At 38.8% G+C, this 25,174-nt stretch carries 24 protein-coding genes; 23 read left to right on the top strand and 1 reads right to left on the bottom strand.

Translation table 11 applies throughout. The features are described 5' to 3' along the window. Positions 1-4: 4 nt before the first annotated feature. The 18 genes from C0T34_RS17220 (at position 5) to umoD (ending at position 15,878) form a co-directional block, all read left to right on the top strand. Complete coding sequence (locus tag C0T34_RS17220; protein WP_098943375.1) at positions 5-958, top strand: beta-ketoacyl-ACP synthase III; 954 nt, start codon at positions 5-7, stop codon at positions 956-958. Positions 959-977: 19 nt separating this feature from the next. Next, positions 978-1,910 (top strand): ACP S-malonyltransferase, encoded by a 933-nt coding sequence (fabD, locus tag C0T34_RS17215; protein WP_098943374.1) that lies wholly within the window; start codon positions 978-980, stop codon positions 1,908-1,910. A gap of 8 nt (positions 1,911-1,918) precedes the next feature. Continuing rightward, a complete protein-coding gene (gene fabG, locus C0T34_RS17210; protein ID WP_088493190.1) occupies positions 1,919-2,653 on the top strand; it encodes a 3-oxoacyl-ACP reductase FabG in 735 nt (244 codons plus the stop codon). A 157-nt stretch (positions 2,654-2,810) separates the two neighbouring features. After that, the gene (gene acpP / locus C0T34_RS17205) at positions 2,811-3,047 is read left to right on the top strand and encodes an acyl carrier protein (RefSeq protein WP_004247087.1); all 237 of its coding nucleotides are present in this window, start codon (positions 2,811-2,813) and stop codon (positions 3,045-3,047) included. Between the two features lie 74 nt (positions 3,048-3,121). After that, positions 3,122-4,363 carry a beta-ketoacyl-ACP synthase II gene (gene fabF, locus C0T34_RS17200; protein WP_088493189.1) on the top strand — a complete coding sequence of 414 codons (1,242 nt, stop codon included), beginning with the start codon at positions 3,122-3,124 and terminating at the stop codon, positions 4,361-4,363. Between the two features lie 134 nt (positions 4,364-4,497). Then, entirely contained in the window at positions 4,498-5,325 is an 828-nt protein-coding gene (gene pabC / locus C0T34_RS17195; RefSeq protein WP_109850552.1) for an aminodeoxychorismate lyase, read from the top strand. A 17-nt stretch (positions 5,326-5,342) separates the two neighbouring features. Further along, on the top strand, positions 5,343-6,365 hold the full coding sequence (gene mltG / locus C0T34_RS17190) for an endolytic transglycosylase MltG (RefSeq protein ID WP_098943371.1): 1,023 nt from the start codon (positions 5,343-5,345) through the stop codon (positions 6,363-6,365). Positions 6,366-6,367: 2 nt separating this feature from the next. Continuing rightward, entirely contained in the window at positions 6,368-7,015 is a 648-nt protein-coding gene (tmk, locus tag C0T34_RS17185) for a dTMP kinase (RefSeq protein WP_098943370.1), read from the top strand. Beyond that, complete coding sequence (gene holB, locus C0T34_RS17180) at positions 7,012-7,995, top strand: DNA polymerase III subunit delta' (protein WP_109850551.1); 984 nt, start codon at positions 7,012-7,014, stop codon at positions 7,993-7,995. Before tmk ends, holB begins: the two co-directional genes overlap by 4 nt. A gap of 75 nt (positions 7,996-8,070) precedes the next feature. Beyond that, complete coding sequence (locus C0T34_RS17175; RefSeq protein ID WP_109850550.1) at positions 8,071-8,856, top strand: metal-dependent hydrolase; 786 nt, start codon at positions 8,071-8,073, stop codon at positions 8,854-8,856. A gap of 42 nt (positions 8,857-8,898) precedes the next feature. Further along, positions 8,899-9,249, top strand: coding sequence for a purine nucleoside phosphoramidase (hinT, locus tag C0T34_RS17170; RefSeq protein WP_098943364.1), 351 nt, complete (start codon positions 8,899-8,901; stop codon positions 9,247-9,249). 39 nt (positions 9,250-9,288) lie between these two features. Beyond that, entirely contained in the window at positions 9,289-9,690 is a 402-nt protein-coding gene (locus tag C0T34_RS17165) for a YcfL family protein (protein ID WP_098943362.1), read from the top strand. A gap of 17 nt (positions 9,691-9,707) precedes the next feature. Next, positions 9,708-10,289, top strand: a complete 582-nt coding sequence (locus tag C0T34_RS17160) for a penicillin-binding protein activator LpoB (protein WP_109850549.1) — start codon at positions 9,708-9,710, stop codon at positions 10,287-10,289. Then, complete coding sequence (locus tag C0T34_RS17155) at positions 10,267-11,166, top strand: phosphotransferase (RefSeq protein ID WP_109850548.1); 900 nt, start codon at positions 10,267-10,269, stop codon at positions 11,164-11,166. The genes C0T34_RS17160 and C0T34_RS17155 overlap by 23 nt, the downstream gene beginning before the upstream one ends. A 38-nt stretch (positions 11,167-11,204) precedes the next feature. Continuing rightward, a complete protein-coding gene (nagZ, locus tag C0T34_RS17150; protein WP_098943356.1) occupies positions 11,205-12,224 on the top strand; it encodes a beta-N-acetylhexosaminidase in 1,020 nt (339 codons plus the stop codon). Next, positions 12,221-12,760 (top strand): alpha/beta hydrolase YcfP, encoded by a 540-nt coding sequence (gene ycfP, locus C0T34_RS17145; RefSeq protein ID WP_075673192.1) that lies wholly within the window; start codon positions 12,221-12,223, stop codon positions 12,758-12,760. Before nagZ ends, ycfP begins: the two co-directional genes overlap by 4 nt. Before the next feature lie 455 nt (positions 12,761-13,215). Continuing rightward, positions 13,216-14,523 (top strand): NAD(P)/FAD-dependent oxidoreductase, encoded by a 1,308-nt coding sequence (locus C0T34_RS17140; RefSeq protein ID WP_098943354.1) that lies wholly within the window; start codon positions 13,216-13,218, stop codon positions 14,521-14,523. A gap of 854 nt (positions 14,524-15,377) precedes the next feature. Next, positions 15,378-15,878 carry a flagellar biogenesis regulator UmoD gene (gene umoD, locus C0T34_RS17135; RefSeq protein ID WP_098943352.1) on the top strand — a complete coding sequence of 167 codons (501 nt, stop codon included), beginning with the start codon at positions 15,378-15,380 and terminating at the stop codon, positions 15,876-15,878. 70 nt (positions 15,879-15,948) lie between these two features. Here umoD and mfd read toward each other — a convergent pair whose 3' ends face one another. Then, complete coding sequence (mfd, locus tag C0T34_RS17130) at positions 15,949-19,398, bottom strand: transcription-repair coupling factor (protein ID WP_109850547.1); 3,450 nt, start codon at positions 19,396-19,398, stop codon at positions 15,949-15,951. 194 nt (positions 19,399-19,592) lie between these two features. On the opposite strand from mfd, the gene lolC reads away from it, so the two are divergent. The 5 genes from lolC (at position 19,593) to pepT (ending at position 25,033) form a co-directional block, all read left to right on the top strand. Further along, positions 19,593-20,795 (top strand): lipoprotein-releasing ABC transporter permease subunit LolC, encoded by a 1,203-nt coding sequence (gene lolC, locus C0T34_RS17125; RefSeq protein ID WP_075673196.1) that lies wholly within the window; start codon positions 19,593-19,595, stop codon positions 20,793-20,795. Positions 20,796-20,841: 46 nt separating this feature from the next. Continuing rightward, positions 20,842-21,546 (top strand): lipoprotein-releasing ABC transporter ATP-binding protein LolD, encoded by a 705-nt coding sequence (gene lolD, locus C0T34_RS17120; protein ID WP_109419049.1) that lies wholly within the window; start codon positions 20,842-20,844, stop codon positions 21,544-21,546. Next, positions 21,546-22,793, top strand: coding sequence for a lipoprotein-releasing ABC transporter permease subunit LolE (gene lolE, locus C0T34_RS17115; RefSeq protein WP_098943347.1), 1,248 nt, complete (start codon positions 21,546-21,548; stop codon positions 22,791-22,793). The genes lolD and lolE overlap by 1 nt, the downstream gene beginning before the upstream one ends. A gap of 85 nt (positions 22,794-22,878) precedes the next feature. Next, positions 22,879-23,736 carry a Sir2 family NAD+-dependent deacetylase gene (gene cobB, locus C0T34_RS17110; protein ID WP_098943345.1) on the top strand — a complete coding sequence of 286 codons (858 nt, stop codon included), beginning with the start codon at positions 22,879-22,881 and terminating at the stop codon, positions 23,734-23,736. 52 nt (positions 23,737-23,788) lie between these two features. Further along, positions 23,789-25,033: a peptidase T gene (gene pepT / locus C0T34_RS17105; RefSeq protein WP_098943343.1), complete on the top strand. Its 1,245-nt coding sequence runs from the start codon at positions 23,789-23,791 to the stop codon at positions 25,031-25,033. Positions 25,034-25,174: the final 141 nt, after the last annotated feature.

Raw genomic sequence — 25,174 nt, 5'->3', positions numbered from 1 at the left:
TAGAATGTATACAAAAATCTTAGGTACTGGTAGTTACTTGCCTGTACAAGTGCGAACTAATGCCGATTTAGAAAAAATGGTTGAAACATCTGACGAGTGGATTGTTACCAGAACCGGTATTCATGAACGTCGAATTGCAGCAGAAGAAGAAACGGTTGCTGTGATGGGCGCGGGTGCTGGCGAAAAAGCATTAGAGATGTCAGGTATTGATAAGCAAGACATTGGATTGATTATTGTTGCAACTACATCGGGCTCACACGCATTTCCAAGCGCGGCTTGCCAAATTCAAAATGCATTAGGGATTAATGACTGTATTGCTTTTGATGTTGCGGCTGCATGTTCAGGTTTTGTTTATGCATTAAGTATTGCGGATCAATTTATTAAAGCAGGCTCTGTTAAAAAAGCATTGGTTATTGGTGCTGACAGATTATCTCACGCTTTAGATCCAGAAGATCGTGGCACAATTATCTTATTTGGTGATGCAGCAGGTGCTGTGGTTGTTGGTGCATCAGAAGAAGAAGGTATTATCTCTACTCATTTACATTCTGATGGACGTTTTGGTGATCTATTAGCATTACCTTATCAGAGTAGAGAAAGTGTCGATTTACCTGCTTACGTTACTATGGCAGGAAACGAAGTATTTAAAGTCGCAGTTCGTGAACTTGCCCACATTGTGGATGAGACACTTGAAGCTAACAAAATTGATAAATCTGAACTGGACTGGCTTGTGCCTCATCAGGCAAATTTAAGAATTATTTCAGCGACAGCGAAAAAGCTGGATATGACAATGGATAAAGTAGTGGTGACATTAGATCGCCATGGCAATACGTCAGCAGCATCAGTCCCAACAGCATTAGATGAAGCTGTAAGAGATAATCGTATTCAACGTGGTCAGTTAATTTTACTGGAAGCGTTTGGTGGCGGTTTTACTTGGGGTTCTGCACTTATCCGTTTTTAATATTATCAGGAAAATAAACATGACTGATTTTGCAATGGTTTTTCCCGGTCAGGGATCTCAAGCTGTTGGAATGCTTGCAGAACTTGCAGAGCAATATCCAATCGTGACTGAAACATTTGCTCAAGCATCTGATGTATTGGGTTATTCTCTTTGGGACTTAGTTCAAAATGGCCCAGAAGAAGAGCTAAACAAAACCTGGAAAACACAGCCAGCATTATTAGCAGCTTCTGTTGCTATCTGGCGTGTATGGCAAGAAAAACAAGGCAAAATGCCACAAATGATGGCAGGTCACAGTCTTGGCGAGTATTCTGCTTTAGTGTGTGCTGGTGTTATTGATTTCACCGCTGCAATTAAATTAGTAGAGTTACGCGGTCAACTAATGCAAGAAGCCGTGCCTGCGGGTACTGGTGCAATGTATGCGATTATCGGTTTAGATAATGACGCTATTGCAAAAGCCTGTGAAGAAGCAGCGCAAGGACAAGTTGTCTCGCCTGTAAACTTTAACTCACCGGGCCAAGTTGTTATTGCGGGCAACAAAGAAGCCGTAGAACGTGCTGGTGTGTTATGTAAAGAAGCAGGTGCTAAACGTGCTTTACCGTTAGCGGTAAGCGTGCCTTCTCATTGTGCTTTAATGAAACCGGCTGCTGATAAGCTTGCGGTTGCATTACAAGAAATTGAATTTAAACAACCTGAAATTCAGGTCGTTAATAACGTTGATGTGGTAGCGCAAACTGATGCAAATGCAATTCGTGATGCGTTAGTTCGCCAGCTTTATAATCCGGTTCGCTGGACTGAAACGGTTGAACTTATTGCCGAAAAAGGTATCACACAACTATTAGAAATCGGGCCAGGAAAAGTATTAACTGGCTTAACAAAACGCATTTCTAAAGAAATGAACGCTGCAGCAGTTAATGATATTGCGTCATTAGATGTTGCATTAGGAAATGACTGAGGGATCTCATGGGATTTGACGGAAAAATAGCGCTAGTTACTGGTGCAAGCCGTGGTATTGGCCGTGCGATTGCAGAAGATTTAGTTGCACGCGGTGCGACAGTAATTGGTACAGCAACGAGTGAAAACGGTGCACAAGCTATCAGCGAATATTTAGACGGTAAGGGTAAGGGTTTTGTGTTAAATGTCACAGAAAACGACTCTATCGAAAAATTTTTAGCAGATGTGCGTGCTGAATTTGGCGAAATTGATATTTTGGTCAATAATGCAGGTATTACTCGTGATAACCTGTTGATGCGCATGAAAGATGATGAGTGGCAAGATATCATTGACACTAATCTTTCATCAGTCTTCCGTCTGTCTAAAGCAGTTATGCGTGCTATGATGAAAAAACGTCATGGTCGTATAATTACCATTGGTTCTGTTGTTGGAACCATGGGTAACGCAGGACAGGCAAACTACGCGGCGGCGAAAGCGGGTGTGATTGGTTTTAGTAAATCATTAGCACGCGAAGTTGCTTCCCGTGGCATTACGGTGAATGTTGTTGCTCCGGGCTTTATCGAAACTGATATGACTAGAGCATTAACAGATGACCAAAGAGCAGGTATTTTATCTCAAGTCCCTGCTAACCGTTTAGGTGATGCCAAAGAGATTGCCAGTGCTGTAGCTTTCTTAGCTTCTGATGAAGCAAGCTATATCACGGGTGAAACATTGCATGTCAATGGTGGCATGTACATGATCTAATTATGGGGACGTCTTTATATTTGCTTTTTGCGTACAATATAATGCAAAATATAGCGAATAAAGTAGTCCACACAGTCGGGATTGGTTAGATCTTTTCCTGTATTTATAAACTAAGAAAATCATCGCGCAAGCGAGTTTTGATAGGAAATTTAATAGTATGAGCACTATCGACGAACGCGTTAAGAAAATCATTGTTGAACAACTGGGTGTTAAAGAGGAAGAAGTTGTAAATTCAGCTTCATTTGTTGATGACTTAGGCGCTGATTCTCTTGACACAGTTGAGCTGGTAATGGCTCTGGAAGAAGAATTCGATATCGAAATCCCAGACGAAGAAGCAGAAAAAATTACTACAGTTCAAGCTGCTATTGATTACGTTGAAAACGCAGGCAAATAAGCTTGCTAATCTAGGCGGTCACTCGACCGCCTATATTTTTAATCCTAAACTTTTTCCCTCCTTGGAGGATAAGCGTGTCTAAGCGTCGTGTAGTTGTGACCGGACTAGGCATGTTATCTCCTGTCGGTAATAACGCAGAAGCTTCTTGGGAAGCAGTGTGTGCCGGACAGAGTGGTATCGGCCTTATCGAAGATTTTGACACCAGTCATCATGCGACTAAATTCGCTGGATTGGTAAAAGATTTCAATCACGAAGATTATAATCTTTCGCGTAAAGACGCGCGTAAGATGGATCTTTTCATTCAATATGGTATTGCAGCAGGTGTGCAGGCCATTGCGGATTCAGGTCTTGAAGTAACAGAAGCCAATGCAAGTCGTATCGGAGCTGCTATTGGTTCTGGTATTGGTGGCTTAGGCCTTATCGAAGAAAACCATACATCTATGATGAATGGCGGCCCTCGTAAAATTAGCCCATTCTTTGTACCTTCAACCATCATTAACATGGTTGCAGGGCATTTAAGCATTATGTATGGTCTTCGTGGCCCTACAATCTCTATCGCAACAGCGTGTACTTCAGGTGTTCATAATATTGGACATGCTGCACGTATTATCGCTTATGGTGATGCAGATGCAATGCTGGCAGGCGGTGCCGAAAAAGCAACCACACCATTAGGTCTGGGTGGCTTTGGTGCTGTTCGTGCATTATCAACACGTAACGATAATCCTCAAGCGGCTAGCCGTCCATGGGATAAAGAGCGTGATGGTTTTGTATTAGGTGATGGTGCTGGCGTTCTTGTTCTTGAAGAATACGAACACGCTAAAAACCGTGGCGCTAAAATTTATGCTGAAGTAGTTGGTTTTGGTATGAGCAGCGATGCTTATCACATGACTTCACCAGCAGAAAATGGCGAAGGCGGTGCGCTGGCTATGACAAATGCACTGAAAGATGCAGGTATTGCCTCATCAGACGTGGGTTATATCAACGCACACGGCACATCAACAAATGCAGGCGACGTTGCTGAAGCACAAGCGGTAGAAAACGTATTTGGTAAAGGCACTGATGTATTAGTTAGCTCAACAAAATCTATGACAGGTCACTTATTAGGTGCTGCGGGTGCAATTGAGTCTATCTTTACTATCCTTTCACTGCGTGATCAAATAGTACCTCCAACAATTAACCTAGATAATCAAGACGAAAATTGTCATCTTGATTTTGTTCCACATAAAGCACGTAAAGTTGAGAACATGGAATATGCTCTGTGTAACTCATTCGGCTTTGGTGGTACTAACGGTTCAATTCTCTTTAAACGCGTATAAGCCGTTTTTTGTAGAAAGTTGAAAAAATACCTAAAGGCCCAGGATTATTCTGGGTCTTTTATTTTGTCCTTTTACTGCCAGTTGTTTTATCATGTGCAGATTGATATCAATAACATAGATGTAAGGTGTGTTAGATGTATTGGGTAAATGGACAACAGCAACAAAATGTAGATGCCAGTGATCGAGCTGTACAGTTTGGTGATGGCTGTTTTACAACACTGGCTGTTGAACAGGGTGATCCCGTTTTATTATCTGCACATATAAACCGCTTAAAACAAGGCTGTAACGCTCTCTTTTTACCTCATCCTAATTGGTCTGAACTTGAAAAGCAGATCATCGATGTGGCTTCTCTGGCTCAAACAAAAAGTGTTATTAAAATTATTATTAGTCGTGGTTATGGTGGACGAGGATATTCCTCCAATGGATTTATAACGCCGACGGTAATAATCTCACTGTCCTCTTATCCTATTCATTATCTCCACCAGCAAAACGAAGGTGTATCTCTTGGTATTAGCCCTGTTACTTTAGGGCAAAACCCTTTGTTGGCAGGGATCAAACATCTCAATCGCCTAGAACAAGTTCTTATCAAATATCATTTAGAAAAAACAGAATTTGATGATGTTTTAGTGTGTGATAATGAAGGATATTTAGTTGAAGCTAATGCGGCGAATCTTTTTTGGCGCAAAGGAGATAGGCTTTTTACACCAGATCTGACTAATTCAGGGGTAAATGGCATTATGCGTCAATCTATTTTTCAATTAGCTCAAAAAAATCATTGGAAAATTGATATTGTGAGAGAAAAACCTGAAATACTTTATCAGGCTGATGAAATATGGTTAACAAATGTGTTGATGCCAGTGATCCCCGTTTCACAAGTCACTTTTTCAGATGATAAGTGCTATCAATATCCTAGTAGGGACTATTATCATGTTGTTTTACAACACACTTTGTCACTTAAATAGAATTTAATGAGTTATAAATGAAGATAAAAAAAATAGTATGGATAGTTTTTTTTGCCTTATTGATTAGCCTTGGCGCAGTTGCATTGTATATGATGCAACATATTCGGGGTCTAGAAGAAAATATTGTTGTAAAACAAGATGAAATGCTACTGACTGTACCAGCAGGAACAGGGCGTGTTGCTATGGAACAACTATTAATAAAAAGCAATCTGCTTAGTGAAGGAGATTATTTTCAGGTTTTATTAAAAGTGAAACCTGAATTAAGCCAATTTAAAGCAGGTACTTATCGTTTAACAAAAGGGATGACATTGCATGATGTCTTACTGCTTATCAAAAGTGGTAAAGAAGCCCAGTTCTCAATCCGTTTTATTGAAGGAAGTCGCTTAAAGGATTGGCAATCTATTTTTGAGCAAGCGCCTCAGCTTGCTGCTGTCGCACACACAATGAATAGTGATAAGTTACGTGAAGAAATAGGAATAAAACCAGAGATTTCTAATCTAGAAGGTTGGTTTGCACCTGATACATACCATTACACCGCGGGTACGACAGATGTCGCAATTTTAAAACGCGCCTACCAGCAAATGGAAAAAACATTAGAAGAAGAGTGGATTAAACGCGATAGTGATTTACCGTATAAATCGGCTTATGAAATGCTTATCATGGCATCAATTATTGAAAAAGAGACGGGCATTGATGCTGAAAGAACAAAAGTTGCGTCTGTTTTTGTTAATCGATTAAAAACTAATATGCGATTACAGACCGATCCAACGGTTATCTATGGTTTAGGTGATAAATATAGAGGCACGATTTATCGTAGTGATTTAAATGGTTATACACCTTATAACACGTATCAAATTGATGGCTTACCACCAACACCAATAGCAATGCCGGGTGTCGCTTCAATTAGAGCGGCTGCACATCCAGCGGATACTCGCTATCTCTATTTTGTTGCAGATGGAACGGGTGGTCATAAATTTTCAACCACACTCAATGAACATAATAAAGCTGTCGCACAATATCGACGCTTACAACAAAGATAATTATGAACAACAGTAAATTTATTGTAATTGAAGGACTTGAAGGCGCTGGAAAAACCAGTGCGATCCAAACGGTTGTTGATACCCTAAAAGATAAAGGTATTACTAACCTAGCATTTACGCGTGAACCGGGTGGCACACCACTTGCCGAAAAATTACGTGAACTTATCAAACAAGGTATTGAAGGTGAAAAAGTCACGGATAAAGCAGAATTATTGATGCTATATGCAGCGCGTGTTCAGCTTATAGAAAATGTGATAAAACCTGCGCTTGCGGATGGGAAATGGGTTATTGGTGATAGACATGATCTATCTTCACAAGCTTATCAAGGCGGTGGGCGCGGCTTAGATAAAGATCTTATGTTGTCACTTCGTAATACTGTCCTTGGTGATTTTCGCCCTGACTTAACCCTATATCTTGATTTAGATCCTGCTATTGGCCTTGCCAGAGCGCGTGCTCGAGGTGAGCTAGACCGGATTGAGAAAGAGTCAATGAATTTCTTTTATCGTACTCGTGAACGTTATCAAGCATTGGCTAAAGATGATGATTCCATTATTACGATAGATGCCTCCCAAGCGATTGAAAAAGTACAAGCAGATATTCATCAAACATTAACAGCGTGGCTAGTTCAGCAGGAAAATAAATCACTATGAATTGGTATCCTTGGCTAAATCAGGCATATCGACAACTTATTAGCATGTATCAAGAAGGGCGTGGTCATCATGCTTTGCTTTTACATGCGATAGAAGGCATGGGAGGAGAAGCACTCTCTTATGGGTTAAGTCGTTGGTTAATGTGCCAGAATAAACAGGGATTAAAAAGTTGTAATGAATGCCATAGCTGTCGATTGATGCTTGCTGAAACACACCCTGATTGGCATGTTTTACAAAGTGAAAAGGGTAAGTCCTCGATTGGGATTGAAGCCGTAAGAAAAGTCACGGAAAAGCTGGAGCATCATGCTCAGCAAAGTGGTTCTAGAGTAGTTTGGATAAAAGACGTTGAAGCGTTAACAGAAGCTGCTGCAAATGCATTACTTAAAACGTTAGAAGAGCCGCCTAAAAACACCTATTTTTTACTGAATTGTCAGCAACCAGAGGTTTTATTAGCGACATTGCGTAGCCGTTGTTTTTATTACCATTTAGCAACGCCGGATCTTCAACACGCAACGCACTGGTTACAGCAACAATTACCAAACATGCCTTATGCGAATAGTGTGACAGCATTGAATTTATCGCAGAATGCTCCGATTTTGGCGCTTTCATTATTGAAAGATGAGTGGAAAGAAAGAGAGACTTTTTGCCAAGCGTTATATACCAGTATACAACAACTTGATTTATATGCATTTCTGCCACAATTAAATCAAGATAATGCCGAGCATCGCTTGTATTGGTTGTTATCACTGCTACTTGATGCATTAAAATATCAAACCAATGCACAATCCTATTGCATGAACCAAGATCAGCAAGCATTGATTATGGCATTATCACAATGGCCTTCGGATATTTTATTATCCACTATTGATGGATGGAAACAGTGTCGTTATCAGTTAATGACCATTCCTGCATTAAATAGAGAATTGTTACTAGTAGAACAACTGCTAGATTGGGAAAATCAGCTAGCCACAAAAAATTAATTAGCTATATATTAATTATGATTTAGCTGTAATAAAAAACACCTATAAGTTGTACCAGATAAATGAGAGTAAGTTATGTTTTTAGTTGATTCACACTGCCATCTCGACTGCTTAGATTATGATAAATTACATGAAAATATTGATGATGTTGTCGAAAAAGCACAGCAGCGTGATGTTCAATATATGTTAGCAGTAGCAACCACATTACCGGGTTTTAAGAGTATGCGTGAGCTAATCGGTAAACGTGACAATATTGCCTTTTCTTGTGGGCTCCATCCTTTAAATTTAGACGAAGGTCATGATGTTGAAGAATTAGCTCGTTTAGCAGCCGCACCTGATGTTGTGGCTTTAGGTGAAACAGGGCTAGATTACTATTACCAACAAGAAAATGCGGCACTACAACGTGACATTTTCCGTGAACATATTCGTATTGGGCGCCAAGTTAATAAACCCGTTATTGTGCATACACGCAGTGCTCGTGAAGATACGTTATCCATTTTAAAAGAAGAAAAAGTTCAAGATTGTGGCGGTGTTCTGCATTGCTTTACAGAAGATAAAGAGACTGCAACAGCATTACTTGATCTTGGAATGTATATCTCTTTTTCCGGCATTGTGACATTTAGAAATGCTGAACAAATCAGAGAGGCCGCTCGTATCGTTCCTCTTGATAGAATTTTAGTCGAAACAGACTCTCCTTATTTAGCGCCAGTTCCTCATCGCGGAAAAGAAAATCAACCTGCTTATGTCCGTGATGTTGCAGAGTATATGGCAGTCTTAAAAGGGGTGAGTGTTGAAGAGTTAGCGCAACAAACAACGCGTAACTTTGCTAAGCTCTTTCATATTCAAAACTTACCTGCTTAATAGAATTAATCAGGAATTAAAATAAATAATAAGGTGATGGAAATGGCAGAAGAAACAATTTTCAGTAAAATTATTCGTGGTGAAATCCCGGCTAATATCGTTTTTCAAGATGATACCGTGACCGCATTTCGTGATATTTCACCTCAAGCGCCCACTCATATTTTAATTATTCCCAATAAACTTATTCCTACTGTAAATGATGTTACTGTGGAAGATGAACAAGTATTAGGGCACCTTTTTGTTGTTGCTGCAAAAATTGCACAACAAGAAGGTATTGCTGAAGATGGTTATCGCTTGGTGATGAACTGTAATAAACATGGTGGACAAGAAGTTTTCCATATTCATATGCATTTGCTTGGCGGAAAACCGTTAGGGCCACTATTAAGCCAATAATGGATATAATGCTAACAGCAGGATAACAGGAAGTAATACATGATAAGACAAGGTAAGGCCATTTGTTCATTGCTTATCGCTGTGTTTATGACGATATTGCTCTCAGGATGTTTATCATCTCATTCAGATAATAAACTCTATTTCAATCGTCAGCAGGCTATTATTATGGAGCCTTCAGTATTAGTTGTAGGTATTGTTGCTGGTCAGCCAACCATTGAACACCATGCTAATGGCACAAAAGCGACAGTCATGTTATCAAATACACAATCTTATCCTGTCTCTATTCGCTATCGTTTTTATTGGTATAACGAACAAGGGCTTGAAGTTTCCCCTGCTGGGAATGTAAATGATGTGACTATTCTTGGCGATGGTGATACCGAAATTAGTGGTGATATACCAGATAAGACCATTAGTTATGTCAGAGTTTATCTCTTTACTTAGGATAAGGTAACGCGAGCATGAAAAGAGTTCTATTTGTGGCGATGTCTGTGTTTTTATTAGCAGGTTGTCCATCCATGTTGCCACAACAACCGCCAGTACCTGTTGAACCAGTTACGCCTACTGAGCCAGTCGAGCCACCTAAACCCATAGAGCCACCGATTGAAGTTGTGCCAACGCCACCTAAAATCACGAGTATTAATTGGAATGTAGCTGTCACTCCTTTAATTAGAGAAATGGCGGTTACTGGTGATTTAGAAGTGGGTAAGCTTATCGTTGTTGATAATGTTAAAAATAATTCAGGCGGGAATATTCAAGCGGTAAATGCAACCAATACCATTATTGAATCAGTTAATAGTATTAGTGCATTGCAAACCGTGCCTTATACACAAATGATGTCAGCACGAAAAGCACTTGGTTTATCAGGTGAAGATAGTTTAGGTCTTCGTAGTGCAGCGATTGGTTTAGCCCGTTATTTGAAAGCTGATTATATTTTATTCTCAACCGTTGATGGTAAAAAAGATAACCGTGTGATCAGTATGCAGTTAATGTCAGTTTCTTCTGGTGAAATTCTTTGGAATGGACGCCATCAGGTTGAGTGATCCGCATTACTCAAGTTTGCTTAATGCCTTGCAAGCGCTTTTTCCTGCAACGGCATTAAGTAAATGGAAAATTACGGCATTAGAAGGATCAGGTGGTGGCGTTTTTCGTGTGCAATGTGCAGATATAGATTGGGTTGCTCGCTATTATGGTGATGAAAAAAAAGCGCTTTATGTACATGGAAGAAAAGAATACGCCATTTTAAAACAGCTTTCAGGATCGGACATATCACCTAAAGTTGCCACCCGTTATAAAGAATGGTTTTTTCTTTATTGGTTACAGGGCGAACATTTAACCCATCAATCACTTTTTAGTACTTATTTAAAACCGCTGGCTGAAAAAATAGCCATACTTCATCAACACACGCCATTAGGTTTCCCCCTCAATTTAAATCATGAGCTATTAGTTTATTGGCAGAGTATTGATAGAAAACGTTTATCTGCTAAATGGCTACACTTACAACAACATTTTTTACGCCAACCGCGATGTAATCTCATAAAATACGCGCCTGCTCACATGGATTTGCATGTTGAGAATATTCTTCTTAGTGATTCCGGTATAAAATTTATTGATTGGGAATATGCTGCCGATATTGATACAGCGGATTCGTTGATGACGTTCTTTGCAACAAATCAACTCAATGAATCGCAGCAAAATATGTTTTTAGATTATTATTGTTCGTATCATTGTCATTATTCTCAACTCAAAGAGACAGATGTTTCTTCTGTGAAGGAGTTGAGAGAGCGTATTCTTTCAAGAAAGCCATTCATTTTTTATATGATGCTAATGTGGTATGAAGTTCGTTGGCAACAAACAAAAGATGGATCATTTTTAATAATGTCTGAACCTTTACGTCGCTATTTTAGTCTGACGAGTTAAAGACATTATCTTGTCACAATTACAAAGAGAGGAATGTTATGGGTCCGGTAATGCTTGATGTTGAAGGATATGAACTCGATAGTGAAGAGCGTGAAATTTTAAAGCATCCTCTTGTCGGTGGATTAATCCTTTTTACCCGCAACTTCCACGATGCTGAACAATTAAATGAATTAGTTCGCCAAATTCGTGATGCATCTCATGAGCGCCTTGTGATTGCAGTAGACCAAGAAGGGGGACGAGTACAGCGTTTCCGTGATGGTTTTACACGCATACCGGCAGCTCAATCTTATGCGGCATTAAATGAAGGTTATCAAGCGAGCCATTTAGCACAAGAAGCTGGATGGTTAATGGCATCAGAAATGATAGCTATGGATATTGATATCAGTTTTGCACCTGTACTCGACTTAGGTCATAACTGTATTGCCATTGGTGAGCGTTCTTTCCATGATTCACCTGAAGTTGCTATGACAATGGCAGAGAGTTTTATTAAAGGTATGCGCTCTGCTGGCATGAAATCAACAGGCAAACATTTCCCTGGTCATGGTGCAGTCAGAGCGGATTCTCATAAAGAAACGCCTCGTGATGATCGCTCTTTAAATGATATTCGCCAACGTGATATGTCTATTTTTAAAGATTTCATTCAACGCCAGTTATTAGATGCCATTATGCCAGCTCACGTTATTTATTCTCAGGTTGATGAGCGCCCTGCTAGTGGCTCATCGTACTGGCTGAAATCCATTTTACGTGAACAATTAGGCTTCCAAGGCGTTATCTTCTCTGATGATTTATCGATGGAAGGTGCTGCTATTATGGGAAGTTACGCAGAAAGGGCACAACGTTCATTAGATGCTGGTTGTGATATGCTTTTAGTGTGTAATAACCGAAAAGGGGCGGTGAGTGTGTTAGATAACCTGTCCTCTGTCAAAGCAGAACGCATTTCCACATTGTACCATCACCGGGGTCGTTACACATTGAGTGAGCTACAAACCTCTGATCGTTGGAAAAAAGCGAATCAGTTGCTGACCCAATTACAGGAGCAATGGCAGGAGCGAGCATGATTATATATTTGCATGGTTTTGATTCCACAAGTCCTGGAAATCATGAGAAAGTTTTACAGCTACAGTTTATTGATCCTGATGTCCGTTTTTTAAGCTACAGTACGTTGCATCCTCGTCATGATATGCAACACTTACTGAAAGAAACAGATAAAGTGATTAAATCCACGAAAGAGCCCGTATTAATTTGCGGCGTAGGATTAGGTGGATATTGGGCGGAGCGTATTGGTTTCTTATGTAATATTCGTCAGGTAATGATTAACCCTAATCTTTTTCCTTACGAAAACATGACAGACAAAATCGACAGGCCTGAAGAATATTTAGATATTGCAACGAAATGTATTAAAGATTTTCGTTCTAAAAACAAAGATAACGCTTTAGTGATTTTATCCCGTAATGATGAGATTTTAGATAATCAGCGTTCTGCTGATGAATTATCGCCTTATTACTCTGTAATTTGGGATGAAGTGCAAACGCATAAATTTAAGAGCCTCTCTGAGCATCTATTTAAAATTAAAGCGTTTAATAGCAAAAACTAAGACTAAAGTAATGTGTTTAAAATGGATGGTGTTTGTTCCATCCATTTTTTTGTCTAATGTCGTAAAAATGCTCATACTTTCCTTTCTATCTATCTTTTTTCAACACTTGTTTTGCTCCTTTATTTTTATCATTTCAATTATCTCTATTGATTTTAACAGTCCCCTTTGTCCTTGTTATTTCAATTCATTGTATTTGTTGATAAAAAAGAGCATCCCTGTGTTTTTGATGGTGATTTTTTCATCACTCAAAGACAAAAAACGACTATATTCTTCAAAAAATAGATATGAATATTCAAATATTTTTGATATAAATCAACTTTGGTATGACCATCTTTCCAATTAACTTGCTTAAGAACAAAAATAACAGCCGAAACGATTTAACTGTCGTTATTTAAGTAGATTTCACTAAGGCTATTTAAATAACAACAGTAAATATCTTTATGGAGTGACGTTAAATGTCATTAAAAAAAATTGTTATTGTCGGTGGTGGTGCGGGTGGTTTAGAACTGGCAACCAAATTAGGCAATAAATTAGGACGCAGCAAAAAAGCAGAAATTACCTTAGTGGATCGCAACAACAGCCATCTATGGAAACCCCTGCTACATGAAGTGGCAACAGGCTCTTTAGATGATGGTGTTGATGCTTTAAGCTACCTAGCACACGGTTATAACCATCATTTCAATTTCCAATTAGGCTCATTAACGGGGCTTGATCGCGAACAGAAAAACATCACACTGGCTGCTATTTATAACGAAGAGCAAGAGCTACTCGTACCGGAACGTACGTTAGACTACGATATTTTAGTGATGGCATTAGGCAGTAAATCAAACGATTTTGGTACACCTGGTATTAAAGAAAACTGTATTTTCTTGGATAGTCCGCAACAAGCACATCGTTTCCATAACGAAATGTTGAATTTGTTTTTAAAATACTCAGCAGATGCCAATGCACAAGAAGAAAACCGTAAGGTAAATATTGCGATTGTGGGTGGTGGCGCTACGGGTGTTGAGCTTTCGGCTGAATTGCATAATGCAGTACGCCAACTTAATAGCTATGGATTAAAAAAATTAGCGCCTTCAGCATTAAATATTACGTTGGTTGAAGCAGGTGAACGTATTTTACCTGCATTACCAGTACGTATTTCTAGTGCTGCACATCAAGAATTAACAAAATTAGGCGTGCGAGTGATGACCAAAACTATGGTCACAAGCGCAGATAATGGTGGATTAAACACCAAAGAAGGTGAGCATATCGATGCTGACTTAATGGTGTGGGCAGCAGGTATTAAAGCGCCTGATTTTATGAAAGAGATTGCAGGCCTAGAAACCAATCGTATTAATCAGTTAGTTGTTAAACCCACCTTACAAACAACCTTAGATGAGTCCATCTTTGCGATTGGTGACTGTGCATCTTGTCCACGAAAAGAAGGGGGATTTGTTCCTCCAAGAGCACAATCAGCTCATCAAATGGCAAGTCGTTGTTACAGCAATATTTTGGCAATGTTAAAAGATAAACCGCTAAAAGATTATGTGTTTACCGATCATGGTTCACTCGTTTCACTTTCTAAGTTCAGTACTGTAGGGAGTTTGATGGGGAATTTGATGAAGGGTGACATGATGATCGAAGGGCGCATTGCGCGGATTGTTTATATCTCTTTATATCGAATGCATCAGATTGCTTTGCATGGTTACATCAAAACAGGGCTTATGATGCTAGTAGGATCAATCAACCGAGTGATTAGACCTAAGCTCAAACTTCATTAATTTATCTTTTGCTTTGTAGATAAGGCAAAAGTTACCTTTTTAAACCCTCATATTATATGAGGGTTTTTTATCTATTTTTTCTTTTAAATTAAATAATTAAATGAGAATATCTAAATAAGGTAAATAATCTTAGCATAAAGCACTAGATGATTTATCTGTTTATATCGAAAATAACCAATAACTCTAAAGCTCAATAGAACAATGATAAATATAATTTTATTATTAAGGTTAAACTTGTAATATTAAAAATAGCATTTTTTTTATTTATTACGCTAAATTATTTAAGACTTTTCTTAAATAAAAAATGATATTTAATTCATTAATTCATCAAATAAAATGTTATGGTATTTCATGGATTTGTATTAAAAAGATAATAAGTGAAAATTATTAGAGATAAGCTTAACTTGTTATTTTTACTCGTATTTAAGTGAGTAAAATAATTTTACAAATCTTAAAAGTAAATTTTATGATATGAGTTAAATATGAAATATCTCCTATTTTTAGGCGACATTTGTTAACTTGGTGTTATCATAATGCTATATTATAAATAGCATAACGACTTCTATTTTTTTCAGCTTAATAAATTAAGATCTATCTTAATATAATGTGTAAGTCTTAAGAATGTAGTCAGTATTTATTTAATTAAGTAATTAAAACAGAAATAAGTGGTGTATTTAACATGTCATAAATACGTAGTTTACTTATTATGTTAATCAGCATGGATGTTGAATTAAGCTATTAGATTAGAGAATTCATTTATTGAATACTAAATATATTAGCCAGTTAGAGTGAAACAGTGGCTTTTATTACGTATCTGTGGCAATTAAGGATAAAACAAATAAAAAGGGGTAAAAGTGGGTGTTAATGTCAGAAAGTACACACTAATAGGACTAATCATTGTATTAGCTATTCTTTCATTTATTGCATGGAGGTGGGTATTTCCCCAGCCTCAATACGCTCATGTCGTTTCAGCGACACCTATTAAATCGACCGTTTTTGTGACAGAAGAGTATTGTCATCGAATTGGCTTACCTACACCTTTTACACCAGAAAAATTGTCACGATTTCACCCAGCAGAGCAAGAGTGTCGGGTGTTTTATATGATTGAAGCACTTAATAACAGTAATATTGCTAATTTCCCTTATCCTCAATTTAAAGAGTGTATTCCAATTTATCGTCAAGAGCGCAGAGTTGTGGGTTATGATGTGCTTTATACTATCGATGGAACACCGGGCAAAGTACGAACTACATTTAAACCAGGTGAAGTTATTGCGTTAGATTCTGATGGTAGGCTGATTTTAGAACAAGAACCTTATTGCTCTATGAATGAAAAAGTGCCTTGCCGCAAAGAATAAATCTAATGATGTAAAAAGAAAGGCGTAATGAAGTTACTTCAGTTACGCCTTTTTGTTGATCTAATAACCATTAGAGAGTGGTTATTTTATGCTCATCAAATGCACTTAACATATCATCAATAAAAGTGAGTCGTTTTTCACGCTCAGTTAAATCGGTAATAAATTTCAGTTTTGATGGGCCATCTAAGCGGAAAATGGCAGGTTGCTCTTGAAGTAAGCTGATTAAGTAGCCTGGTTCGACTTTGTTTTTCTCTCCAAACTCAATAAAACCGCCTTTATCATGCGCTTCAATTCGGGTGATACCCAAGCTCATCGCACTTAAGCGAATAGCGGCATTACGTAGTAGATAACGTCCTGCATCAGGCAATTTACCAAATCTATCAATTAACTCTGCTCTTAGATCATTAAGCTCTGTTAAGTCGATAGCACTAGCAATTCGCTTATAGAATGAAAGTCTGACATTTACATCAGGAATGTAATCATCAGGCAACAAGACTGGCATTCTTAATTCAATTTCAGTTTGTTGATTGGTGAGATCTTCAAGTGATGGCTCTCTACCTTCTTTAAGTGCTTCTACAGCGCTTTCTAGTAATTCCATATAAAGTGAGAAACCAATGGTATTCATTTGACCGCTTTGTTCTTCACCTAGTAATTCACCAGCACCTCGAATTTCTAAGTCATGAGTTGCTAATGCAAAACCTGCACCCAGATCTTCCAGAGAAGCAATCGCTTCTAAACGTTTATGAGCATCCTTAGTCATTGCTTTCGGATGTGGCGTCAACAAATAAGCATAAGCTTGATGATGAGAACGACCTACACGACCACGTAATTGATGTAATTGTGCTAAACCAAAATGATCTGCCCGTTCAATAATAATGGTATTTGCAGTGGGTATATCGATACCTGTTTCAATAATAGTGGTGCAAAGTAACACATTAAAACGCTGGTGATGGAAATCATTCATCACACGCTCAAGTTCACGTTCCCGCATTTGTCCGTGACCAATACCAATACGTGCTTCAGGAACGAGTGTGGCCAGTCTCTCGCGTGCTTTTTCGATATTTTCAACATCGTTATACAAATAATAAACTTGTCCGCCACGCAAGGTTTCACGCAAGATAGCTTCACGCACCACTAAATCATCATATTCACGAACGAATGTTTTCACGGATAAGCGACGTGCTGGTGGTGTTGCAATAATAGAAAGATCACGCATGCCACTCATTGCCATATTCAGCGTACGAGGAATAGGCGTTGCTGTTAGCGTTAAAATATCGACATTTGCGCGCATAGCTTTGATACGCTCTTTGTGACGAACTCCAAAGCGGTGCTCTTCATCAACAATTAACAATCCCAAATCTTTCCATTGAATATTCGGTTGAAGGAGTTTGTGTGTACCAATCACAATATCAACTGTTCCTTCAGCCAGTTTTTCTGTGATTTGTTGCTGCTCTTTTGCACTACGAAAACGCGAGATCATCTCAATATTAACGGGCCAATTAGCAAAACGATCACGGAAATTATCAAAATGTTGCTGAGCTAATAGGGTAGTTGGTACTAAAATGGCGACTTGCTTATTGTTGTTAACTGCAAGAAAAGCGGCACGCATCGCAACTTCTGTTTTACCAAATCCGACATCGCCACAGACGAGTCTATCCATTGAAATAGCTTGGCACATATCGCTAAGTACTGCATTGATAGCCATTTCTTGATCAGGTGTTGTTTCAAAAGGAAAACTTTGACGGAAAGATTGGTACTGCTCTTTGTCCATTTTAAAGGCAAAGCCTGTTTTTACTTCACGTTGAGCATAAACATCTAATAACTCGGCTGCGACATCACGTACTTTTTCAGCGGCTTTTTGACGTGCTCTTACCCATGCATCGCCACCCAATTTATGTAATGGGGCATTTTCATCTGCACCACCAGAATAACGACTGATCAAATGCAGTGATGAAACAGGAACATAAAGCTTGTCATTACCTGCGTAGCTTAACATCAAGTATTCAGCTTTAACGCTACCCGCTTCTAGGGTTGTCATACCTTGATAACGACCAACACCATGCTGAAGATGAACAACAGGTTGCCCTATGCTTAATTCAGCAAGGTTGCGAATTAAGGTATCTGTATTGATGGCGCGGCGATTGTCTTGGCGACGGCGATTAATGCGTTCACCTAACATATCGCTTTCACAGATCATGGCTAATTGGCGATAGCTATCAATAAAACCATGCTCTGCAGCACCAATGATAAAGTAAAAACCTTTCTCTTGGGCGTCAGATAATTCAATGATCTGCTTGGGTGCTATTTTTATCCGTGATAAAAGCTCTTGTACAGTTTCGCGTCGACCTTCACTTTCAACAGAGAAAATTACACTACCTGAAAATTGTTCTTGGAATCGGCGTAAATTATCTAAAGGTGATTTGCTTTGAGAGTTAATCGATAAATCAGGAAGAGGTTGATAGCCTAAATTGGTCTGCCCGGCTTTTTCTGGCAACGTTTCTGTTTTAAGTTGAATACGAGGCCACTGCTTTAATTCTTTATTAAATTTATCAACATTCAGCCAAATATCATCCGGTGGTAACAGTGGTCGCATAGGATCAACACGACGACTTTCAAAGCGTTGATTGATGTCTTGCCAAAATTTTTCTGCAAAATCTTGCAGATCTTGCGTCACTATTAATGTGTTTTTAGGGAAATAAGCAAATAAGTTAGATAAAGGCTGTTCAAAAAATAGGGATTGCCAATATTCAATTCCCGTTGGCAATATGTGTTTACTTACTTGCTGATAAATATGTTCAGGATCACGTCTTACATCAAACCGCTCGCGCCATTGGCTACGGAAAATTTCTATCGCATTTGCATCTGTTGGGAATTCATGGGCAGGTAGTAAATTAATTTGATCAACTTCTGTTAATGTTCGCTGTGTGTCAACATCAAAAGTACGCAGGCTATCTATTTCATCATCAAAAAAATCAATACGATAAGGAAATTCACTTCCCATCGGAAATAAGTCTAATAATGCACCACGCGTTGCGTATTCCCCATGTTCTAAAACTTGTTCGACATGGCGATATCCCGCTTCATCTAATGTTTTACGTAAATTATCACGAGAAAGTGTCTCTCCTTTTTGCATTACCAACGCATGACTTGCGAGATAATCCGTAGGGCAGACTTTCTGCATTAACGTATTGACAGGTAAGATTAAAATTCCCTTGAGAAGTGATGGAATACGGTATAGCGTAGAAAGGCGGTTTGAGATAATTTCTTGATGAGGTGAAAAACTGTCGTATGGCAGTGTTTCCCAATCCGATAATGTCTCTACTGGATAATCACAAAACTGACGGATTTCATCTTGTAAACGTAATGCATTTTGCATATCACGAGTAACAAGAACGACTAATCCAGAGTGACGTTTGATGATCTCTGCACATTCTAGAGCACAAGCGGCGCCAGTCAGTTGACCTAGCTGACGAGTATCCCCTTGTTTTATAGGAAGTTGATAACGATATTCTGAGGACATAAGCGTGTAATGTGAACTCTTTGTTGTAGTTAACTCCCAACACATCTTTAGCTTAATGGCTAAAGCTTAAACTGGCGGGCAGGTTAAGATAAAAGAAAAAACCACAGTTTGGGAATAGAGTGGTTCCATTCAGTAAGACTACCCTTTATTATCCCTGAACACTTCGCATTAGCAACAGGAACAGCACAGATTTCATGTACAATTCTGTCTCATTTTATATAGGGCTCCGTTATATGCGGGGTCGTGCGGTCGATAAGTTCGGTCGCTTCGTCTCATGGCTATCCGCTTTAGGGATTATGTTAGGTGTAGCAGCACTGATCACAGTGACTTCTGTCATGAATGGCTTTGAACGTTCATTGCAAGAAAGTATTCTTGCTTATATTCCACAAGCAATCGTGACATCACCTAACGGGCAATTACCCCGAGATTCAAATATAGCTGAAAGATTACTGACGCGTGAAGGTATCATAAACGTGACCCCTTTAGTAGAAGGCGATGTTGTTTTGCAAAGTAAAGACAATATCAGCGTTGGTGTCATGCTGGGTATAGAAAAAGAGCAAGATGAACCTTTAACGCAGCATATTCGGTTTGGGGATTTTTCTATGCTGAAAGCGGGCGATTATGGTGTGATTTTAGGTAGTGGCCTCGCTAAACAGTTAAAAGCAAAAGAAGGGGATAACATTCGCCTTATTGTGCCAAGTGTAAGCCAATTAACGCCAATGGGAAGATTACCTAGCCAACGGCTATTTACTGTTAAAGGTATTTTCCAAAGTAGTGGTGATGCAGATGCCTCACAAATCTTAGTGAATCAGCAAGATGCAGCACGTTTAATGCGTTATCAGCCGGGGAATATTACCGGATGGCGTCTTTTCTTCTCTGATCCTCTTAATATTGAAAAATACAGTGCGCAACCTTTAGATAAAAATCTAAGTTGGAGAGATTGGCGCGAACGTAAAGGTGAATTTTTCCAAGCTGTTAAAATGGAAAAAAATATGATGGGATTATTATTAAGCTTAATTATCGCAGTGGCGGCTTTTAATATTATTACCTCACTTTCTTTGTTGGTGATGGAAAAACAAGGTGAAGTTGCTATTTTGCAAACTATGGGTTTAAAACGTTCTCAGATTATGTCCATCTTTATGCTACAAGGTGCAGGAGCAGGTATTTTAGGGGCGGTAGCTGGTGGCTTGTTAGGCGCATTACTCTCGAGCCAACTAAATGTTATTATGCCAGCAGTAGGACTTATTCCCCAAGGTGTGGAGTTACCCGCAACACTTGAGTGGGGACGAGTCTTTATGATTGGTTTCTCCGCTATTATCATTTCCCTTTTATCCACTTTATACCCGTCTTGGCGGGCCGCGGCTATTCAGCCAGCAGAGGCGCTACGTTATGAGTAATTCTTCTTTGAATAAACAGCCAATGGCATCAGAAAAACAAATGCAAATTAACGAAGATGGTTTATTGGATTGCCACGCCCTATGTAAACAATACCAAGATGGCTCTATTTCCACACAAGTGCTGAAATCAGTCTCTTTTAAAATGGATAAGGGCGATTTTCTTGCCATAGTGGGAAGCTCAGGCTCAGGAAAAAGCACCCTATTACATTTATTGGGTGGGCTCGATTCTCCAACATCAGGTGAAGTCTTTTTTAAAGGGCAGTCACTTAATAAATTATCCTCTTCTGAAAAAGCAGATCTGCGTAATAGCCAATTAGGTTTTATTTATCAATTTCATCATCTATTACCTGATTTTACAGCACTTGAAAATGTTGCTATGCCACTAATGATTGGTGGCACGAGCGCTTCAATGGCGAAAGAAAAAGCGATGTCTTTACTTGAATCGGTTGGATTAAAAGATCGTGCTCATCATCGTCCTTCAGAGCTTTCTGGTGGTGAGAGACAACGTGTTGCGATTGCAAGAGCATTAGTAAACGATCCTGCATTAGTTCTTGCTGATGAACCGACGGGTAATCTTGACCAGAAAAATGCAGAAGGGATTTTCGAATTGTTGATTAAGTTAAACAGAGAAAAACAAACTGCATTTCTGGTCGTCACGCATGATTTGTCATTGGCTGCTCGTTTTCAGCGCCAACTTGAAATGAAAGATGGTCAACTACAGTCACAAAACGCAATTTCAGGAGTGAAATAATGGCGCAATTGCCACTTGCATTAGTGACCGCATTACGTTTTTCAAGAGGACGAAAACGTGCGGGAATGGTTTCTTTAATTTCAGTTATTTCAACGCTGGGCATTATGCTTGGTGTTACTGTCTTAATTATTGGCTTAAGTGCCATGAATGGATTTGAACGTGAATTAAAAAATCGCATTTTATCGGTGGTGCCTCACGGGCAAATTTATTCAGTAGAGCAGCCATTTATGCAATGGCAATCCGCATTACCTCGTATCGAGAATACTCAAGGTGTTGTCGCTGCTGCTCCTTATGTTTTACTCACTGGATTGTTAGAAAAAGGAACAGAGTTAAAGGCAGTGCAAGTTATGGGTGTTTCACCTGAAAAGCAAAGTGATATCAGTCTGTTACCTCGATATGTTCAAAACAATGCATGGCAAGATTTTAAAGCCGGTAAGCAACAAATTATTATCGGGCAAGGCGTTGCTGATGCACTAAAGATCAAACAGGATGATTGGCTCACCGTATTAATTCCTAATAATGATGATCCAACTAAACTTTTACAGCCTAAACGTATTCGCTTACAAGTCAGTGGCATATTTAAACTTAGTGGTATGCTCGATCATCAATTAGCGTTAATTCCTTTAGCAGATGCCCAGCAATATATGGATTATGGGCAAGGCATTACTGGGATTGAAGTGAAAACGGTAGATCCTTTTTTCGCCAATGAAATTATTCATAATGCAGGTTTAAACAGCAAAGAATATGTTTATGCAAAAAGCTGGATAAGTGATTATGGCTATATGTATAGCGATATTCAGATGATCCGTAGCATTATGTATTTATCGATGATCTTAGTGATTGGTGTCGCTTGTTTTAATATTGTCTCAACGCTGATTATGGCGGTAAGAGATAAAAGTAGTGATATCGCTATTTTACGAACATTAGGTGCACGAGATAGCCATATTCGTAATATCTTTTTATGGTATGGCTTATTATCAGGCATGATTGGCTGTATCGCTGGTGTGATATTGGGTGTGTTGGTTGCTTATAATTTAACGCCATTAGTGTCTGTTATTGAATCATTAACAGGACATAGTGTGTTGTCTGGCGATGTTTATTTCGTTGATTTTCTACCTTCAGAAGTTCATTTAATTGACGTTTTCTCTGTATTTATTACCACTGTGATCTTAAGCCTGATTGCAAGTTGGTATCCTGCACGTCGAGCCACTAAACTAGATCCTGCAAGAATTTTAAGTGGACAATAAGTTTATTGACATACAAAGAAGAAAAAACGCTTAAACTAGTGAAGATAAGAAACGCGATATTTAAATTTGAAAACCAAGGATTGTAATGATGAAACTTAAACTTCGTCATCGTCGGCTTAGGAAGTTTCGTAAAATTAAGAATTTACGTAGACAACATTCACGTTGTCGCTATTTTCATCTAACCCATAAAACGGAACATGAAATGAATTTACCCAAAGTTGTCGTATTAACAGGGGCTGGCATTTCGGCTGAATCAGGAATTAAAACATTCCGATCAGAAGATGGATTGTGGGAAGAACATCGCGTTGAAGATGTTGCAACACCTGAAGGTTATCAACGCAATCCCCAATTGGTTCAGCAGTTTTACAATGAACGTCGCCGCCAATTGCAGCAACCCTCTATTCAACCAAATGAAGCGCATTATGCATTAGCGAAACTAGAGCAACGTTTAGGCAAAGAGAATTTTTTACTGGTGACTCAAAATATTGATAATCTGCATGAAAAAGCAGGGAGTAAACATATTTTGCATATGCATGGTGAATTGCTAAAAGTGCGTTGCCCTCAATCTCGCCAAGTATTTGAATGGAAAGAGGACTTAGAAACAACAGATCGTTGCCATTGTTGCCAATTCCCATCACCATTACGCCCTCATATTGTCTGGTTTGGTGAAATGCCAATTGGCATGGAAGAGATTTATCGTGCTTTGGCTGAGGCTGATATTTTTATCTCTATCGGTACATCTGGAAATGTTTATCCAGCAGCAGGTTTTGTCCATGAAGCTCGCTTAACAGGTGCTCATACCGTTGAGCTAAATCTTGAGCCAAGTTTGGTTGAAAGCCAGTTTGAAGAGAAACATTATGGCCCTGCGAGTCAGGTAGTTGATGAATATGTTCATAAATTGTTTGAATTAATTAATGATCCTAAAGCTGATTTGACGCAATAATTATTTTATAGAGTTCCCTATTATTGTTCTTAGAGAGATCTTAGGGGGCAAAATGGATAAATTATTAGAACGTTTTTTTGAATATATTAATTTTGATACACAATCAAAACCATCTTCAAAAATGTCACCAAGCAGTGATGGACAATTAAAACTAGCCAAGGCATTGGCTCAAGAATTAAAAAAACTGGGTTTTTCTGATGTGATGCTCAGTGACAAAGGATGTGTAATGGCAAGTTTACCATCCAATGTATCTTGGCCAGTGCCAGTTATTGGCTTTATTTCGCATCTTGATACATCTCCTGACTTTTCAGGAAAACATGTGAAACCACAAGTTCTTGAAGATTATCGTGGTGGTGATATTGCTTTGGGTATTGGTGATGAAGTGTTATCACCAGTAATGTTCCCAATCTTACATTCAATGATTGGTAAGACATTAATTACTACAGATGGCAAAACATTACTGGGTGCGGACGATAAAGCGGGTATTGCTGAAATTATTACTGCGATGGTGCGCTTAAAAGAAACGAATCGACCTCATGGGGATATTCGTATTGCTTTCACTCCTGATGAAGAAATTGGGCGTGGCGCGCATTATGTAGATTTAAAAGCATTTGGCGCAAGCTGGGCTTATACCGTTGATGGTGGTGGTGTTGGCGAACTGGAATATGAAAACTTCAACGCCGCATCCGTAAGTATCAAAATTGTAGGTAACAATGTTCACCCAGGCAGTGCAAAAGGGGTGATGGTTAACGCGTTAGGATTAGCAACGCGCATTCATCAAGAATTACCTGTCGATGAAACGCCAGAAAATACCGACGGTTATGAAGGTTTTTACCATCTGCAAAGTATCAAAGGCTCGGTAGAAAGAGCGGAAATGCATTATATTATCCGTGATTTTAACCGTAACTTATTTGAAAAACGCAAACAAAATATGATTGCGATTGCAGAGAGGGTCGGTAAAGGTCTACATCCTGATTGCTATATTGAGCTAACGATTGATGATAGCTATTACAATATGCATGATAAAGTTGTTCAATTCCCACATATCATTGACATAGCCAAACAAGCAATGATTGATTGTGATATTGAACCAAATATCAAGCCTATCCGTGGTGGTACAGACGGCGCTCAACTTTCTTACCGTGGATTACCTTGCCCTAATATTTTTACAGGTGGTTATAATTTCCATGGTAAGCATGAATTTATCTCTTTAGAAGGCATGGAAGCAGCGGTGAGTGTGATCATGCGTATCGCTGAAATTACAGCTGAAAGAGAAAAGGCTAAAGTGATTAATTAATCACTTATTGAGAGCTTCGAAAATAAAAAAATAGCCGATATTTCGGCTATTTTTTTGGTTACACTTTTTATTTACAGTGTTAGCTAAGGCTATTTATGTTCTTTTTAATCTTCATTTAACGTGTTACCTTCAGTTTTATCT

Source organism: Proteus sp. CA142267, from assembly GCF_003336825.1.
Classification (GTDB): domain Bacteria; phylum Pseudomonadota; class Gammaproteobacteria; order Enterobacterales; family Enterobacteriaceae; genus Proteus; species Proteus terrae.
The sequence above is the reverse complement of the archived record's forward strand: the minus strand, read 5'-3'. Positions and strand labels throughout refer to the sequence as shown.

What these genes read in the sequence shown, in the direction of transcription:
- C0T34_RS17220 (WP_098943375.1), top strand. Translation starts at nt 5, where the DNA reads ATGTATACAAAAATCTTAGGTACTGGTAGTTACTTGCCTGTACAAGTG.
- fabD (WP_098943374.1), top strand. Translation starts at nt 978, where the DNA reads ATGACTGATTTTGCAATGGTTTTTCCCGGTCAGGGATCTCAAGCTGTT.
- fabG (WP_088493190.1), top strand. Translation starts at nt 1,919, where the DNA reads ATGGGATTTGACGGAAAAATAGCGCTAGTTACTGGTGCAAGCCGTGGT.
- acpP (WP_004247087.1), top strand. Translation starts at nt 2,811, where the DNA reads ATGAGCACTATCGACGAACGCGTTAAGAAAATCATTGTTGAACAACTG.
- pabC (WP_109850552.1), top strand. Translation starts at nt 4,498, where the DNA reads ATGTATTGGGTAAATGGACAACAGCAACAAAATGTAGATGCCAGTGAT.
- mltG (WP_098943371.1), top strand. Translation starts at nt 5,343, where the DNA reads ATGAAGATAAAAAAAATAGTATGGATAGTTTTTTTTGCCTTATTGATT.
- tmk (WP_098943370.1), top strand. Translation starts at nt 6,368, where the DNA reads ATGAACAACAGTAAATTTATTGTAATTGAAGGACTTGAAGGCGCTGGA.
- holB (WP_109850551.1), top strand. Translation starts at nt 7,012, where the DNA reads ATGAATTGGTATCCTTGGCTAAATCAGGCATATCGACAACTTATTAGC.
- C0T34_RS17175 (WP_109850550.1), top strand. Translation starts at nt 8,071, where the DNA reads ATGTTTTTAGTTGATTCACACTGCCATCTCGACTGCTTAGATTATGAT.
- hinT (WP_098943364.1), top strand. Translation starts at nt 8,899, where the DNA reads ATGGCAGAAGAAACAATTTTCAGTAAAATTATTCGTGGTGAAATCCCG.
- C0T34_RS17165 (WP_098943362.1), top strand. Translation starts at nt 9,289, where the DNA reads ATGATAAGACAAGGTAAGGCCATTTGTTCATTGCTTATCGCTGTGTTT.
- C0T34_RS17160 (WP_109850549.1), top strand. Translation starts at nt 9,708, where the DNA reads ATGAAAAGAGTTCTATTTGTGGCGATGTCTGTGTTTTTATTAGCAGGT.
- C0T34_RS17155 (WP_109850548.1), top strand. Translation starts at nt 10,267, where the DNA reads ATGGACGCCATCAGGTTGAGTGATCCGCATTACTCAAGTTTGCTTAAT.
- nagZ (WP_098943356.1), top strand. Translation starts at nt 11,205, where the DNA reads ATGGGTCCGGTAATGCTTGATGTTGAAGGATATGAACTCGATAGTGAA.
- ycfP (WP_075673192.1), top strand. Translation starts at nt 12,221, where the DNA reads ATGATTATATATTTGCATGGTTTTGATTCCACAAGTCCTGGAAATCAT.
- C0T34_RS17140 (WP_098943354.1), top strand. Translation starts at nt 13,216, where the DNA reads ATGTCATTAAAAAAAATTGTTATTGTCGGTGGTGGTGCGGGTGGTTTA.
- mfd (WP_109850547.1), bottom strand. Translation starts at nt 19,398, where the DNA reads ATGTCCTCAGAATATCGTTATCAACTTCCTATAAAACAAGGGGATACT.
- lolC (WP_075673196.1), top strand. Translation starts at nt 19,593, where the DNA reads ATGTACAATTCTGTCTCATTTTATATAGGGCTCCGTTATATGCGGGGT.
- lolE (WP_098943347.1), top strand. Translation starts at nt 21,546, where the DNA reads ATGGCGCAATTGCCACTTGCATTAGTGACCGCATTACGTTTTTCAAGA.
- cobB (WP_098943345.1), top strand. Translation starts at nt 22,879, where the DNA reads ATGATGAAACTTAAACTTCGTCATCGTCGGCTTAGGAAGTTTCGTAAA.
- pepT (WP_098943343.1), top strand. Translation starts at nt 23,789, where the DNA reads ATGGATAAATTATTAGAACGTTTTTTTGAATATATTAATTTTGATACA.